This is a genomic window from Actinomadura sp. 21ATH (assembly GCF_041951345.1).
GTDB lineage: Bacteria > Actinomycetota > Actinomycetes > Streptosporangiales > Streptosporangiaceae > Spirillospora.
Genome location: NZ_JBGNUR010000010.1, coordinates 51245 through 66303 on the forward strand (window position 1 = coordinate 51245; position 15059 = coordinate 66303).

The 15059-nt window shown below is 69.2% G+C and carries 13 protein-coding genes; 5 read left to right on the plus strand and 8 right to left on the minus strand.

Annotated features, from left to right (window positions below; translation table 11 throughout):
• The first annotated feature begins 424 nt into the window (after positions 1-424).
• The gene (locus ACA361_RS26370; protein ID WP_375016071.1) at positions 425-1270 is read left to right on the plus strand and encodes a BTAD domain-containing putative transcriptional regulator; all 846 of its coding nucleotides are present in this window, start codon (positions 425-427) and stop codon (positions 1268-1270) included.
• A gap of 112 nt (positions 1271-1382) precedes the next feature.
• Here ACA361_RS26370 and ACA361_RS26375 read toward each other — a convergent pair whose 3' ends face one another.
• A complete protein-coding gene (locus ACA361_RS26375) occupies positions 1383-1565 on the minus strand; it encodes a DUF397 domain-containing protein (protein WP_375016073.1) in 183 nt (60 codons plus the stop codon).
• The gene (locus ACA361_RS26380) at positions 1556-2368 is read right to left on the minus strand and encodes a Scr1 family TA system antitoxin-like transcriptional regulator (RefSeq protein ID WP_375016074.1); all 813 of its coding nucleotides are present in this window, start codon (positions 2366-2368) and stop codon (positions 1556-1558) included. Before ACA361_RS26380 ends, ACA361_RS26375 begins: the two co-directional genes overlap by 10 nt.
• Before the next feature lie 152 nt (positions 2369-2520).
• On the opposite strand from ACA361_RS26380, the gene ACA361_RS26385 reads away from it, so the two are divergent.
• From ACA361_RS26385 to ACA361_RS26400, 4 genes are all read left to right on the plus strand, one after another.
• Complete coding sequence (locus tag ACA361_RS26385; RefSeq protein WP_375016076.1) at positions 2521-2922, plus strand: ATP-binding protein; 402 nt, start codon at positions 2521-2523, stop codon at positions 2920-2922.
• Positions 2923-3039: 117 nt separating this feature from the next.
• Positions 3040-3636, plus strand: coding sequence for an ATP-binding protein (locus ACA361_RS26390; RefSeq protein ID WP_375016081.1), 597 nt, complete (start codon positions 3040-3042; stop codon positions 3634-3636).
• Between the two features lie 781 nt (positions 3637-4417).
• A complete protein-coding gene (locus ACA361_RS26395) occupies positions 4418-5470 on the plus strand; it encodes a MarR family transcriptional regulator (protein ID WP_375016083.1) in 1053 nt (350 codons plus the stop codon).
• 214 nt (positions 5471-5684) lie between these two features.
• Positions 5685-6065, plus strand: a complete 381-nt coding sequence (locus tag ACA361_RS26400) for a hypothetical protein (protein ID WP_375016085.1) — start codon at positions 5685-5687, stop codon at positions 6063-6065.
• Positions 6066-6249: 184 nt separating this feature from the next.
• Here the strand turns inward: ACA361_RS26400 and ACA361_RS26405 are convergent, their stop codons facing one another.
• The 6 genes from ACA361_RS26405 to ACA361_RS26430 are packed head-to-tail and all read right to left on the minus strand — an operon-like array spanning position 6250 to position 14713.
• A complete protein-coding gene (locus ACA361_RS26405) occupies positions 6250-7221 on the minus strand; it encodes an NlpC/P60 family protein (protein WP_375016087.1) in 972 nt (323 codons plus the stop codon).
• Positions 7221-8099, minus strand: coding sequence for a replication-relaxation family protein (locus tag ACA361_RS26410; protein WP_375016089.1), 879 nt, complete (start codon positions 8097-8099; stop codon positions 7221-7223). The genes ACA361_RS26405 and ACA361_RS26410 overlap by 1 nt, the downstream gene beginning before the upstream one ends.
• Positions 8100-8149: 50 nt before the next feature.
• Positions 8150-10591: a type IV secretory system conjugative DNA transfer family protein gene (locus ACA361_RS26415; protein ID WP_375016091.1), complete on the minus strand. Its 2442-nt coding sequence runs from the start codon at positions 10589-10591 to the stop codon at positions 8150-8152.
• On the minus strand, positions 10588-12411 hold the full coding sequence (locus tag ACA361_RS26420) for a VirB4 family type IV secretion system protein (RefSeq protein ID WP_375016092.1): 1824 nt from the start codon (positions 12409-12411) through the stop codon (positions 10588-10590). Before ACA361_RS26420 ends, ACA361_RS26415 begins: the two co-directional genes overlap by 4 nt.
• Positions 12408-13397 carry a PrgI family protein gene (locus ACA361_RS26425; protein WP_375016094.1) on the minus strand — a complete coding sequence of 330 codons (990 nt, stop codon included), beginning with the start codon at positions 13395-13397 and terminating at the stop codon, positions 12408-12410. Before ACA361_RS26425 ends, ACA361_RS26420 begins: the two co-directional genes overlap by 4 nt.
• Positions 13394-14713 (minus strand): hypothetical protein, encoded by a 1320-nt coding sequence (locus tag ACA361_RS26430; RefSeq protein WP_375016096.1) that lies wholly within the window; start codon positions 14711-14713, stop codon positions 13394-13396. Before ACA361_RS26430 ends, ACA361_RS26425 begins: the two co-directional genes overlap by 4 nt.
• Positions 14714-15059 lie beyond the last annotated feature (346 nt).

Below are 15059 nucleotides of genomic sequence, written 5' to 3' on the forward strand. Positions count from 1 at the left end.
GGAGACGCATCGACGCGGCAGAGGCCAAGCGGCCGAGGTGCCCTCAGCCTCGCCGTCCCGGTCCCCAGGGCCGGTCCAGGCTCCTTCTGTTCCGGCTCCGGCTCGTACTCCCAGCCATGGGAGTAGGGCGGATGACGGTCCAGGAGTGAAGTGGCTAGGGCCGATCTCGGCGCTGAGGGACGGGACAGCCTCCGACTTTGGGCGGGCCGCGGTGGTTGGCCTGATTGCGGTGATGGGGAGCTGGCTGCTGCTCAGTTCTCGGGGCTCGCTCGCGTTCGGCGGCCTTGCGCGACGTCGGCGCCTTCCAACTGGGCCCGAGGTTCTCACCGATCAAGCTGGCCCGGTTTCGGAGCCAGAGCTAGCGAGTTCGGAAGCCGAACCGGGGGCTCGCCTCGTCCCCTGTCCCCCGCAGGCCGATCAGAAGGTGTCTGCGGAGAAGGGCGTGCCGCTGGCCGTTGTCGACCGTGACGAGATGAGTGCTGTCGACGATGGGGCGGAGGGGGCGAAGCTTGAAGCGGCCACGGCGGAGCGCCAGCTGCCTGGGCGTGTCCGTCTGATGGGCGCGCACTTGATCGAGGGGCCCAACGGGCTGGCACATGCCCGAAGTGAGGATCTACGGGCCCTGTACGGGCTGCTGGCGGAGAACCGCAGGACGCTGGTCACCCGAACCCATGCGCAGGATCGGCTGTGGCCTGGCGTGCAGCTCAGTCCGGATCGGTTCCCCAACTTGCTCAAGGATGCGCGAGCCCGCCTCTGCGAGGCTCTCGGCCGCGCGACCGGAGACGGCAAGTACGTACTCCAGAACATCGCCACCAATGGCTACCGCTTGAATCCGGGGCTGTTCACGTGCGACGTGTGGGAGTTCCGCGACCTTCTGGGCGAAGCGAGCATGGCCGGCCCCGGCGAGAAGGAAGCGAAGTTGGCGGCGGCAGTCGAGCTGTATACCGGGCCGTATCTGGCTGAGCTTCCGCATCCTTGGGCGCAAGCGGCCTCGCGCGGAGTTGCGAAGGAAGTGGTCCGGGCACTGAGCCAGCTGGCCGCCGCCGAACCGGACCGCGAACGTGCGTTGGCGCACCTCGAGAGGGCAACGGGCATCGAGAAGACCGCAGAGCACCTGTACCGGTCCCGGATGCAGCTGTACGCGGAGCTGGGCAGGACCACGGACGTCCATCACTGCTTCGACGAGCTGTCGGAAGTCCTCAAGGCACGATCGGCCAAACCCGACCGACAGACGATCGGCCTCTACCGACAGCTGAGCGGCGACCAGTAATGCACCCGGGGGAAGCGGCGGCGTCCTGTGCTGTGGCGCCGTGCCGCCCCGGTGGCGCCCACGTCGGCGACTCAGGCCCCGCGGCGTGCCTTACTCCTCGCCGCTGCGGGGACTACTTCTTGATGCGCGTCACGAGTGCCCGGAAGACGGTCCGGTCGAGAGCGAGCTTGGGGCCGTCGGGGTCCTTGCTGTCGCGCACGGCGACCACGCCGGCGAGGTCGGCCACTTCCACACACTCGCCGCCGTTGCCGCCACTGTGGCTGCTCTTGCGCCAACGGGCGTTGGTCAGCTCCATCGTTCTTCCGCCGTTCTGCGAATCAGATCTATCGACATGTTCGTGGGGAGTGCCTGCGAGCGAATCTCTCGGAGCGCGCGCCGCATCGTGGACAGGTCCTCGCTGTCCTCCATGGTGAAGCCGCGCGCCACGCTCTCCACGTAGGCGACTTCCCGCAGGTCATCCAGGTAGGCGATCGTGAACGAGCCGATGTTACCGAGGTGGTCCCCCCGCATAGGTACGACTTGCACCGATACGGGGCCTTGGGAGGCGACCACCAGGTGATCGAGCTGTTCCCGCATGATCTTGGGGTTGCCGACCTCCCGCAGCAGAACGCCCTCATCGATGAGGAATGTGCAGCCCGGCGGGGGCGGATCCCTCCTGGTGAGGATGTCCTGCCGTCGCATGCGGGCCTCCACAGCCTCCTGATCTCCATACAGCAGCACGCTGGCGTACTCGGGAGTCTGGAGCAGGCCGTGTACTAGGGACAGGCTGTAGGAGACCAGCTCCTCGGTCGTCTCTTCGATGCTGGGCCAGTCGAACCACACCGGGAAGGCAGCGTCCTTCACCAGGTCTTCCCACAGGTCCACCAGGACTCCGTTGGCCCCGAACTCGCGGTCCATGGTCTGGACGAACTCGAGGGTGCAGCGCGTCCGCCCGGTCTCGATCATGCCGACGTACTGGGGTGTCACACCCTGCCCGTCGTTGGCCCGCCTGGCGACGTTCTCCTGGGACCAACCCTTCGCTTCGCGGTACTTGCGGAACCGCCGGCCGAACGCCAGCAGCGTGGGACTGACCTTCGCCTTGTTGCGACGGGGAGCCATGGCGCCATCGTCCCTCAAGCGGTAGTCAACTGGCTACCAAGTACCGGAGGTTGGCCCCGGCGAGGTTGTCGTGCGTCACCAGCGCTTTGTGACGCAGAGCATGAGTCCGGTGACTGAATGGTCGTCGAGAGTCGACCGACCGAAGGTTCCTCATGATCGAGACATCCGCGGCACCGCAGTCAATCGTGATCCCGGCCGTCCCCGAGGCGGTCAAGCAGGCCCGTGATTTCGTGGCGAAGGCCTTCGGAGCGTGGGGGTTGGAGGACTACATCGCTAGGACGGTGGTCAGTGAGCTGGCCACCAACGCCGTCCGGCACGGCTCGGCTGACAGTGACCCTGTGATCGTCCGCGCGTACCTCCTGGGCGGCCGGCCCGTCGTCGAGGTGTGGGACCGCAGCGATGCGCTCCCCGCAGTCCGGCCGGAGCACTTCGCGGCCGAGTCAGGGCGAGGACTCCTGCTCCTGGATCAACTCGTTCCCTGCTGGGGGACTCGCCCGCTGGTGGAAGGAGGAAAGGTCGTCTGGGCGGAACTGGAGCCAGTCCCGGCCGTTTAGCGGTTCTGGAGCACCTGCTCGCCTTCTTGGCCTTCGCCTCTCTGGGGGAGGTATTCGGAGGCGGGTTTTGCTCCAATAACGTCGACCGACGTAGCGAGTTGTGGAGTCGTGTTGGACTTGACCTCGCTGGACAAGGTGATGATTCATGGTCGTCGGGCCGCGCGTGTCATTAGGGCCGATATCGGCGGCGTGCGGCGACGACAAGGAGGAAACAGGAAAATGCGACAGGGAGAATGGCGGCAGGGCTCTGCGGCTGAGTGGCTGTGGTCGCCGGAGCCGATGCGGTGGCGGCGTACGTACTCGGGACGGCCAGACCAGGTGACCGCGGCTCGGGTCTTCGCGGCGTCGCTCTTCGCCGGAACCGCGCGCGAGGAAGATGTGGCGGTGGTGGTAGCGGAACTGGCCACCAACGCCGTGCGGCACACGCGCTCGGGTGAGTACCGGGGGTGGTTCGGACTGGAAGTCACCCTCGCCGAGCTGGCCTACATCAGCGTCACCGACCTGGGAGGTGGCGGCGTTCCCACGGTATGCCCGCAACCCGCAGGCTCGGACCTCGAGTGCGGCAAGCGGGGGCTGGTGATCGTCTCCAAGCTCGCCGTGTCGATCGGCGTGCACGGCAGCGTCCGGACGGGACACACCGTCTGGGCCGACGTCAGCCTTCTCGACACCGGCGAGGACAAGGTCGGCTGTGAGGAGAACACCCTGGCGTCATAGGAGGGCCCAGCCTGATGCAACCAGGCTGGCCCCTCGGGTTCAGGATAGGTGAACCCGTGGCGCCAAGGCCCCGCCCGTCTCGCTGGAGACGGGCGGGGTTTCTTCATGAGCCGAGATGCCCGCTGCGCTACATGCGAGGTGAGCTGAGATGGTTCGTCCGTCCCTGTTTCCGGGCTCCTCCTCGTGCTCCTGGTCCGTCTCCTCTTCGGTCTCCTCTCTGTGGAGAGGACGCTCTCCTGCCTGGATCTCCGCAGGTCAGCGTGCTGGCCGGGTATGCGGCCCATGGGGCCGACTCACCCCCACAGGTGACTCCTAATAGGGCGTGATGCGAGCTTCCGGCTCGGATGCCTTCCTCACGCTGCGCTGCCCACTGCGCCCAAGTGCCCATCGCCCATCCCCTCCAGATGCCGGCTCTCCTCTGCGGTGATCGGCATGGAGTGTCCAGTGCCAGATCCCCAGTGCGGCGGGTCTTGATGTCGCGACAAGTGCCGGGCCTCGCCCGTGTGCTGGCGGGACCGTGGGAACGATGCGCGGCCAGCGCCTTCCCATTCCGTTTCCGAAGCGCGATAGAAGTCAAGTTTACTAGGAAATTGGTTGGCGGGTTTTGTTTTGAACGGCGATGTGGTGAGGCTGTTCAGCCGTTGGGGTGACGTAAAAACCAGAGCGTGGGGCTTGAGTGCCATTGCTATCGGAGAAATGGTGGTGACAACGCAACCGAACGCGGCACCGAAAACCCAGCGGCAAAAATGCCGCCGCCGCGACCGATGAAATGGAGAACGAAATGGCCACGAAGAACGCCGCCCCCGCCGTTGACGCGACCGCCCCGGTGGACGTGAACGCCACCGCCACCGCCCCCACCGCCACCGCCCCCACCGTGGCCGCTGACGGCGTCGTATCCGTCGCGACGGTCCCCGCCGCCCCCGCCGGACTGGACGGGGCGTCCGTGACGGTGTGGGGCGTGGTGGCGTCCGACCCGGGTGCGACCGTGGCGAAGATCGCCGAAACCACCGGACTCACGCGCGCGGTGGTGAAGTCGGAACTCGGTTCGTTGGAGGCCCTCGGGCATCTCGCGCGTACGGAGGGCGGGAAGGGCGCCAACGGCCGTGCCATGGCCGACACGTGGGCTCCGGTCGCCACCCCGGATGAGGCCGGTACGGACGGTACCGGCGACGTGGGTGCGGGGGTGTCGCCGGACGCGATCGCCGAGGCGATGCGGATCATGCAGGAAGAGGCCGAACGGCGCGCGGCCGCCGAGGCCGAGCTGCGCGCGGCGGTGGCCGAGGAGGAGGCGCGGCGCGCCAAGGTGCTGGCCGAACTGGCGCAGCGCCGGACCGCCGAGGACACCCGGCGGGCGTTGGCCGACCTTCTGGCGGCGGTCACCACCACGTACGCGGCGGTGGTGGCCGGAGACGAGGCGGCCACCGAGGCCGGTCTGGAGCGGGTGTTCGCCGAGACCGGCAACGTGCGGCGCGCGTCCAAGGCCGCCCCCGCCCGCAGCACCACGGGCAACGGTGGCGGAACCGGCCGCACTGGTAATGGCGGGCACCGGGCCGCGCCGCGCCCGTTGCGGCCGGAGGTGATCGCGCATCTGAACGCCTACCCGGACGCGGAGTTCACCCCGGGCGAGATCGCCAAGGTTCTGGACCGGTCTTCCGGTGCCGTGGCCAACGCCCTGGACACCCTGGTCAAGAACGGTGAGGCCGTCCTGACCAATGATCGTCCCGCCCGCTACCGCATCGCCCCGCGCGCCACCACGGGCGCCCCGGCGGACGGTGCGACCGGTGGCACCGGGGCCGGTGCGGCCGCTGACGCAGGCGCGTCTGACAGCGCCTGACGGGACGTACGGGCGGGCCGGTGGCGCGGTCCCGCCCGTACGGCGTCACGGCCCCGTACGGCCATCGAACGGCCGCCACGGCGCTCCGGCACCAACGGTGATCCGACACAGGGTGTGGGCCACCACGGGCGCCGTGGTGGCCCCCAACGCCCGGCGAACGGGCCGGGCCGATCACCCCGATCACACATCGCAACGCCAGACAGGAGGCACCGGAATGCCGGTGTATGAGGAGTACGTACGTGACCGTGCGGACGAGGCTGCTGACGCGCGCGGTCAGGCCGAGGCGCGGTTGGTGGCGACGCTGGACAACGGCGACCCGCTAGAAGCCATAGCCGTGGTGGCCGTAGTGTCAGCGCGCGCGGTGGCCGGGTGGTGGCAACGGGCCGTCTCGTTGATCGATGGCGAGGGCGCGGACGCTACCGAGGCGTTGGTGCGGACGCGGGATGCCGCCCGCCGCGCGCTGCTCGATCACGTGATTCCGCGTCATGCGTGCCCGATCGAGCAGGAGTTCGCGCGGGTCCGGGTCGAGGCTGCCCGATCCTTCTACCGTGCGACCGCGCACCTGGACGAGGTCACCGCCCGGAAGGTGTCGTGAGGGTGGTGACCCGGTAGAAGGCCGGTGGTGGCCTGGTAGTACCGGACTCGTGACGGCGTTCGCCCGATGCGGCGGGCGCCGTCCTCTCTGCGGGCCCGCCCTCGTGACCGGCGTTTGTGCACGTGCTGAGGGTGCCGGGCGTCGCGTCCGGCCGCGCGCTACGGGCGGGCGCCCTGTGAGGCCGTCAGCGGCGTTGTACGGGGCGCGCGTAGCCGACCAGGTCCGAACGGGTGCCGATGGTGGCGACGCGGACGCGTAGGCCGGTACGGGGCGCCTCGATCATGCGGCCGCGCCCCACGACCAGCCCGACGTGACCGGGTGCCGTACGGGAACCCCCGGAGCCCGTGAAGAACACCAGGTCGCCCGGCTGCTCTTGTCCTGCTGGCACGTGCGGCAAAGTTCGCCACTGTTCTTGAGAGGTGCGCGCGATCGAGATTCCCGCCTTGTGCCAGGCGTGCTGGACGAGGCTGGAGCAGTCGAAGCCGACGATGCCGTTGCCGCGTCCGAACCCCTCCGAAGGGCCGCCGGGACCGCCGCCTCCCCACGAGTAGGGCGTCCCGATCCATCGCAACGCCGCCCTGACGGCCAGCCCCGCGCGTCCTGAAGGTGGGACCACTCCGCCCGCGCACGCTGAGGCGTCGCCGTTGCGGGCGTACTCGGCGGCGCGGCGCAGGACCTTCTTCACGTACCAGTTCGCATGGTTGTAGTGGAAGAGTGCGCGTTCCATCCGTTCGGGGGCGCCGTTGGCCTTCAGCAACCGGGCGGCGGACGGTATCGCGTCCGCCGGATCGTAGATGTTCTTGCGCCCGTCCCCGTTGCCGTCCACGGCGTAGGCGCGCCAGGTGCCCGGCATGAACTGCATGGGGCCTGCCGCGCCTGCTGCGTTGGTGCCGGACCGGATGCCGGGCCCGGGGCCTCGGCCGTGGTCGGACTCGGTGTCTCCGATCGCCGCCAGCACGTTCCACGCGATGCCGTACTTGGTTCCGGCCTTCTGGTAGAGAGCCAGGTAGGCGGGCGGGATGTCTTTCGCCGCCGCGTCGTCCGGTCCGGGCTGGCACAACGCATCGCTGCCGCCGGAGGTGACGGCACCGAGCGCGCCGAGGAAGACGGCCAGGAAGAGCAGCACAGCGGCCAGGACGACCACGAGCAGCGGCATCAATCCCCACCAAGCAGAGCGCCCGAGGAACCGGCGCGGTACTCCCACGCATCGGAGAGCGCGGCGAGCCGCTGCCGAGGTCCGGTGATGCCTACGGGAAGCCATACGGCGCCCGCTGGCCCTTCGACCGAGGTCGCAGGGGCCTGTACGGCGGTCGCGACCGGAATCCGGGGCAAGCCCAACACCTTTCGGAGGTTGGCCTCTCGGGCCGCGCTGGGCAGCCAGAACAGCAAGGGCGTCATGGTTCCGGTGGCCTGGGCGAGCGAGACGTACCCGCCGATCTTCTGCGCGACTCGGGCCAGGGTTTCGCTGCCGGTGTCGTGTTCGAGAAAGAACTCGACCTGGCGTGGCGAGGCCGCCGGCGTCCCGGAGCCTTGGGCCTCAGACCAGTGGCCGAAGGCGTCGGGGCGGACATGGTCTCCCAGAACGGACGCGCACTTTCGTTCCGGTAGCCACTTGAGTAGGGCGGAGCCGTCGGCGCGGTGGCGGGAGTAGGCGTGAAGGCGGACGAAGAAGTCGTTCACGCCGATCTGGTGGCCCAGGCGCGGTGAGACTGCGATGTCCAAGGCGGAGTCTTGGCGATAGCCGAGCTCGCGGACCGTGAGACCGCGTTCCACGGCCAGGACGTGAGCGCCTGCCGGTCCCAGGACCCAGTGCGTTGGTTCGGACCCGCCCGCAGGCGCCCAGGGCTGGAACCTCACCAGGGCGAAGAGCCGGTGGAGCACGCGAAGGCGCTGCTGGCAGCGTGACGAGCTCGGGAAGAACACCGTCGTCAGCTGATGTGTGGTCAGGACGCGGTGCTCCCAGACCAGGTCGAGGATGCTTCGATCTCGTCGGGTGAGCCGGTGGGCCACGTCGGCGAGGAGGGACGCGTTCATTCGTGGCGTGCGGCTCGGGGCGTTCCGTAGGCGGTTCCCGGATCTGGCCATCACTCCTCCTCGATGCGGCTGATGAAGGTTCGGGGGAGTGCGGTGGGCATGAGCCGGTCTGGACGGGCGCCGAACCGCTCGATGGACGCCGCGCGTACGGCCTCGGCACGGTCGGGGATCGCCTCGGGCAGCGGGCGGGTGCGGAAGGTGAACGCGGCGGAGGTGGCGCCGTCGGTCACCACCCGTCCGGCGGCTTGGTAGGCGCCCAGGTGCGAAAGGTCGTACGGGGTTACCAGCGGACTGACCTGGTGAGTGAGAGCGGCGGCGTCTTCTGGCGATACGGCGAAGTAGACCTTGTTGCGGGCGTCCGCTGACACCGCCTCGCGCAGGTCCTTGGGCAGCTGGGAGAGGTGCTGGTGGGCCAGGACGAGCGAGAAGCGGTAGGCGCGGGCCTCGGCCAGGATGTCGGAGACCGAGCCGGGCAGGTTGAGGAAGTTGTGCGCCTCGTCGACGTAGGCGGCCACGTCCCGCCGGGTGTTCTCGGCCTGTCTGGCGCGCGGTGTCATGGCCTGCCATGTGTGCGCGAGCAGGAGGGATCCGAGCAGGCGGGCGGCGTCCTCGCCCAGGATTCCCTTGGGGACGCGGGCCAGGACGAGCCCGCCGCCGTCCAGTACACGCCGCAGGTCGACGGTGGAGGCCGAGCCGGACAGCGCGTCGCGAACGAACGGGCGAAGCAGCACCGCCCGGAGCTTGTTCATCACCGGCCCGATCACCGCGGCGCGACCGGCCGGAGACAACTCGTCATAGGAGGCCCAGAACCCCGACAGCAGTTCGTCTTTCAGCTTGCCGGTCACCTCTCGGCGGAATCCGGTGTCACTGAGCAGCGGCGGAACCTGCGCCAGTGTCGCTCTGTGCCCGTGCACTCGGGTGAGCGTCAGGCAGGCCGAGCGCATCAGGTCGTCCAGCCGCGGTCCCCAGGCCGAGGAGAAGCAGCGGCGGAAGGTGGTGACGATCGATTCGGCGGCGAAGGCGGGATCAGGCCCGGCGAGAACGTTCACGCACGGAGGCGGACCGGCCTGCATCGGATCGAAGACGACCGTCCGGCCGACCGCCCGCTCCGGCAGCCGTTCCAGAACCTCACCGACCAGATCACCCTTGGGATCGATCACCAGCGCGCCACGACCCGCATGGGCATCGGACAGGATGAGATTGGCGAGGAAGGTCGACTTGCCCACACCGGTCTGGCCGAGCACGTGAAGATGCTGGCGGCCGCCGGCCACGGTGAGGGCGACCGGCCGAGGCGCGCCCGCCTCCGCGTCCCCCAGAATCCGTACCGGCGCACCGCTCGAACCGCATGACGGAACCGCAGGCGAAGGCGCGACCGGTGATGCTCCTGCGCGCGTCACACCCGGCGCGCTCGCGTCATAGGGAAGGTGCGCTATCGCGGCCAGCTCGGCTACTGACAGCAGATAGCCGCGCCCCAGGCGGCGGGCGGCGAGCCGGGTCGAGGCTTCGCGTATCCGCTTTCGCCGTAGGTACTGGTTACCGGATGTGAACAGGGCGAACGTCGAGGCGACTTCATGGGAATGGGCGCGTAGCCACCGCTGCGCAGCCTCTCCCCGGAGACGAGTGGTCGCTGTCCCGTACAAGATCTGCACCTCGTACCGCTGCTGCGCGGCCTTGGCGAGGATCGTGCGCACCTGCTCCGCCCGTTCAGGATGCGCCCGGAACAGCTCGCCCGGCTGTCGAGAGCCCGAACCGCCGGGCGTGAGCACATCGAACGCCGCCCCCTGCGGCGCAGCGGAACGGCCTCCGCGCAAGGCCGACGCGGCACGATGCGCCCGCCACAACCGCCGACCGGCCACCGGACGAGCCAGCACCTGAACGGCGAGGTGCTCGCCGCGCTGAAGCCCCGCCGCCGCTCCCAGCAATGCCCGCAAGGGGTCTGCCTTGTGCTCGGTGGCCAGCGGAAAATGCTCCGGACGGCCCACGACCAGGCGGCCACCGGCCGAAGCGACCCCGTACGGAATTGGCGGACCGGGCTCCTTGGTGGTGAGAGTCGCGCCCGGCCACGCCGACCGTACGGTCTTCTCCACCAGTCCCGCGGGCACCGTGCCCGGAACCCAGACCTGGACCCGCAGCCCATCAGCGTCCGCGACGAACTCCCAGGCCAGATGAGGCTGGCCGTACAGTGCGCGCTTCCACCAGGGCGACGTCAATCCGGCCAGATGTGACCACCAGGCGGCAGCGCTGCTCTCCTCCACTTTGGAGGGAACGGCGATCTCGATGAGCCGCGCGCCGTCGGCAAGGCGACCGCTCCGCCACCGCCAGACCAGCGACCGCGCCGCCGAGATGACCGTTGCCCCGGCGAGCGCGGTGCCGACGAGGAGCAGGCCGTACCAGGGAGCGCGGGTGGTGAACCGTGCCGGATCATCAACGAGCTCCTCGATCAGGTCGGCCCATTGGCCGGCAACGGTGAGCGTGAGAAGAGGGAGGTTCACAGCGGGTCGCCTCCTGCATCGCCTTCAAGGTCGGCCAGCTCGGCGGGATCGGTGGTGGCCAGCGCGTTCTCGTAGACACTGGCCTGCGCGCTGAAGGCCGCCCGGTCGCTGCTGTTGCCGGAACCGCACAGGAGCCCTTCGCCCTGGTCGGCGGCCAAGAGATACGCCTTCTCGCCCTCGGTCAGGTCGAACGCGGTCGCGATCTCGTCGATGACCTGGGGCGCCTGGCGCAGCAAGATCTGGGTCGCGGAGTTGGCGATCACCGCGCGACCGAGATTGGACGACAGCAGGTCGGCGGCATCCTGGGTGACCACCGCCAGCCCCGCCCAGTGCTTACGCGCGGACTTGGCCAGCCGGTAGAGAAACTGGGCGCCCGCCGGGTGGTGCATCAGCGTCCATGCCTCGTCGACCACCACCAGCCGCTTGCGCCGGTCGGCCGGATTGGCGACCCGCCGCCAGATCGCGTCCAGCGCGAGCAGCATCCCGACCGGACGGACCTCGTCCGGGAGGTCCCGCAGCGAGAACACGATCAGGGCCCCGTCCGCCCGGGTGGTGGTCGCGCCAGAGAACAATCCGCTGTAGGAGCCGGTGACGTACGGGGCCAGCCGTGCGGCGAGATCGGCGGCCTCGCCGCCCCCGGCCTGGGCGGCCACATCGAGTTGAGCCGCTAGGTCGGCAAGCAGCGGCGCGGGACGCTTCCAGGTACCGGGATCGGAGGTGATTCCCAGGGCGGCGTACGCGGCGATCACCGCACGGTCCAGCACCGCCCGCGAGGCAGGCGACAGATCATGATCCAGCATCGTCGCCACCAGCGTCTGAACGAATAGCGTCCGCCGCGTCAACGTGTCGGCGTCCTGCCCCTTCGGAAGGTCGAACGGGTTGAAGCACACCCGCGGCGAGCCGAGCCCGATGTGCGTACCGCCGACCGCATGGGCCAGGCGCCGGTACTCGTCCTCCGGGTCAATGACGGCGACCTCGACGCCCTGATACAGCAGCCGCAGGACCTCCAGCTTGGTGAAGTACGACTTGCCCGCTCCCGAACGCGCGATCGTCACCGAGTTGTGGTTGTCCTGCGCGAACCGATCCCACAGCACCACGCCCGACGAGTGCGCGTTCAGGCCGTACAGCACCGGGGTCTCCTTCACCTGCGGTTGCAGGTCCGGCGAGGTGAAGGGGAACGCGGCCGCCAAGGCGGCGGTGTCGAAGGCGCGCCGGGTCTTCACCGCGTCGCTTCCCAGCGGCAACGTGGTGACCCACCCCTGCAAAGCGCGGAAGGTGGTGGGCTGGACGTCCAGCAGCAGCGATGCCGCCAAGGCCCGCACCCGCTGCGACTCGGCCTCCAGCTCTTGGTGGTCGGCGGCGTAGATCGTCAAGTACAGGCCGACCCGGAACAGTCGGCCGTGTCCCCGCGCCAGGGACGCCGCGAGCTCGGTGGCGTCATCGGCGGCGGCCTCGGCGGCGAAGTCGGCCAGGCGACCCTGCTGGGCGTTGGATCGGGAGACCGATTCCAGCCGCGCCAGCTGCCGCCGCAGCCGTTGCGCCGCCACCAAAGGCGGGATCGGCTCCACATGCAGAGAGACATCGAGACGGCCGGGATAGGTGAGCAACGGCTCCAGCCAGCCCGCGCTGACTTCTCGCGGGTAGCCGGCTACCGCGAAGGAGCCGCACACACAGCCGGGCAGCTCGACTACCCTGGCGCCCACCATGAGCGCGGACGGACCAGGCACATCCCCGCTGCCCATCGCCTCATCCGCCTCCGAACGAAGGTCGGGGCTCGGGGACGGCTTGACTTTCGACCAAAGAACGTTCGAGAACGTCACGAAACTTCTCCCTCCGCGGTGATCACTTCGCCGGGCCCGGCGATATCCACAAGCTGGGGCTCGCCTGGGGACAACGCCCCGGCCAGCACCCCGGCGCACTGCGCGCCATCCAGAACCTCGGTGGTCAGCCCGAGCACGGCCAAGACACGAGCGGCCTCCTCGGCCTGCCGCATCACCACAGCGGCGCCGGCATCACGGGCCTTGTTCCGCCTCCGCGAACGCGCCCAAGGAGCCAGCACGGGCGCCGACTGTTCGGCAGAACCGTCCCGGAGAACGACGAGAACTTCGCGAATCAGCAGGTCCCGGGCTCCGTTCAACTCCGCGAGGAAACCGGCATGATCCTGAGCGGCCCGCTGCAACGCCGGATCGGCCAGCCCCGTCGCAGCGGCGGCGAAATGCTGAACCAGGTACGACAGATCCACCGTCTGCGTGCGCACCAAGATCTGGACCGGGCTCTCCAAGGAATTGAGCCACCGCCCGAACACCGCCACCAGCGCCGCCTGCTCACCGGATGTACGCAGCCCGAACGGGATCGTGCCCGCACGCACCATGACAGCGACGCCGCCCTCCACCAGGTCCATCACCCCGTCCTGGCGGATCGCCCGTACCGGAAGGCGCAAGGGAGCGGGCGGACGACCACGCATCCGGCACCAGCCCGGCGGCGCCCCGACTTCATCCCCCGCGGTGACCCGCGCTCTGGGGAGCTGAATGTGCTTCAGAGCGGCGAGAACGTAGCGATCCAGACTCATGCCATCCCGCCGCGCGACGGCCACCACGCACCCGACCGCCACAACCGGGAGGACCGACGCGACCACGGCCGCGAACGGCAGCCAGCTCTGCACCGCCAGATACAGCCCCGAGGCGGCAAGCCCAGTCACCACCAGCACGGCCAACTGCCGCGCCGTCAGTCCATAGACGATCTTGTCCGGTTGATCTACGTCAGCCGGGATCTTCGCGACCAGGACATCATCGTCATGACGGCTCACCGCGCCCTCCTACGGTTCTGCTTGGGCGGATCCAGCCGCAAGACCATCTGGCGATGCGGAACCGGCCGCTTCGGCATCCCCGGGAACATCAACTGCCGGGACCGCACCGCCGGCCGAGCTGGAAGCGGCGGGGGCGCAGGCCGTACCGGCACGCGCGGAGCCGGGATCGGCAGAGCCAACTGCACCGGCCGCTTCTTGGCGGCGGGCTTGGCCTCGAAATCGTGCGGGATCGGCAAGGTCAGTTGCACGGGTCGCCCTCCTGGCGTCGGTGTGGTCTCAGAGCCGCCGGAGGGAGATGGCCCTTGCGGAGATGAAGGGGAACGCGGATTCGTGGAGTACGGCCCAGGCCTTCGCCGCTTGCGATTCCCGCTGCCGATCGGTACCGCCCCGCCGCGCGAAGCGCGCTGGCCAGCGCCCTTCCCGAGCGCCGATGGGCGACCGACTTTGCCCATCAGTGCGCCGACTCCGCGATAGAGCAGGAACGTCTTGGCCATCTGGACGAGCATCCGAGGCTGCGCCGGACGCCAGATCGTTCGCGCCACCCATGCCGGGATACGGATCAGCACCCACAACAAGCAGATGGCAAGTAGAAGGTCGGTCAGGTCGTTCTTGGTCGGGACGCCGGCGAAGTCACCGCTGGTGTCCTTGGTCTCGGTGAAGAGCAGCTGGACCGCGGTGACGAGTACGAGGGCCTGGCAGACCTGGATCGCCAGGATTCCGGAGATGCCCCGCCACCAGAACCGCGCCAGGCCATCGGTCATCGGCAACGCGTGGAACATCAAGGCCAGCGGCGCGATCGCGACAAGAACCATCGTGATCGCGAGCCGGGCGACATAAATGAAGGCCACGCACACCGCGAGCCCGATCACCACCAGAGCCACCAGCGGCAGGAACGCCCCACCAGTGGCCACCGACGTGAGAACACTCCCGACCAGAGTGTCGGCGAGGACCCGGGCATCGATCTTCTCGGGGCCGCCGTCCAGGAACGCCTGGGCCAGGCTGTTGGCCAGCGAGACCCCATACCCCAGGAGCGTCAGGCTGAGGTTCGCCGCCAGGAAGGCCAACACGACCCGCGGTAGCAACTGCCGAGGCGTGAGCTCCCCAGGAAGGGACTGACCGGCCATGATGAGGATCCCGGCGGCCGAGACCACCAGCACGAAGCAAGTGTTGGCGATGGTCTGCGACACGCCCCACAACTGCCGTGCCCGCGCCATGTCCTGCGACTTCAGCTCGGGCGTGCCCAGCACCGTGGAGCCCAACATGTTGAACACGGGCCGGGCCGCCGCCTCGATCAACTCCTGCAGCCAGTCGTTCACCGCCTCCTTGCCGTGACAGCCCAGGTCGGTGATCCCGCAGTCCTCGTCCGGCTTCTTCTCCGGCGGCCGGCTCGGCTGCGGCGAAGGCGTCGGCGAGGCCGAAGGCGGTTCCCACCGGCCGGGCGACACCTCGCACAAGACGTGTGGCCGAGCCGCCCCCGGCGGAGTGATGATTTTCTCCTTGCCCGGGCACTGCCCACCTGCCGACGGAGACGCAGAAGGCGAGGGAAAACCACCAGCCCCCGACGATTGAGGCGTGGGAGACGGGGTGGCCACGGACAGCGCGGCGACCGAACGCACCTCCGCCCGTTCAGCCCACGCCACGGGAAGCAGCACCGCGACGGCT

What these genes read in the sequence shown, in the direction of transcription:
- ACA361_RS26375 (WP_375016073.1), bottom strand. Translation starts at nt 1,565, where the DNA reads ATGGAGCTGACCAACGCCCGTTGGCGCAAGAGCAGCCACAGTGGCGGC.
- ACA361_RS26380 (WP_375016074.1), bottom strand. Translation starts at nt 2,368, where the DNA reads ATGGCTCCCCGTCGCAACAAGGCGAAGGTCAGTCCCACGCTGCTGGCG.
- ACA361_RS26385 (WP_375016076.1), top strand. Translation starts at nt 2,521, where the DNA reads ATGATCGAGACATCCGCGGCACCGCAGTCAATCGTGATCCCGGCCGTC.
- ACA361_RS26395 (WP_375016083.1), top strand. Translation starts at nt 4,418, where the DNA reads ATGGCCACGAAGAACGCCGCCCCCGCCGTTGACGCGACCGCCCCGGTG.
- ACA361_RS26400 (WP_375016085.1), top strand. Translation starts at nt 5,685, where the DNA reads ATGCCGGTGTATGAGGAGTACGTACGTGACCGTGCGGACGAGGCTGCT.
- ACA361_RS26405 (WP_375016087.1), bottom strand. Translation starts at nt 7,221, where the DNA reads ATGCCGCTGCTCGTGGTCGTCCTGGCCGCTGTGCTGCTCTTCCTGGCC.
- ACA361_RS26410 (WP_375016089.1), bottom strand. Translation starts at nt 8,099, where the DNA reads ATGAACGCGTCCCTCCTCGCCGACGTGGCCCACCGGCTCACCCGACGA.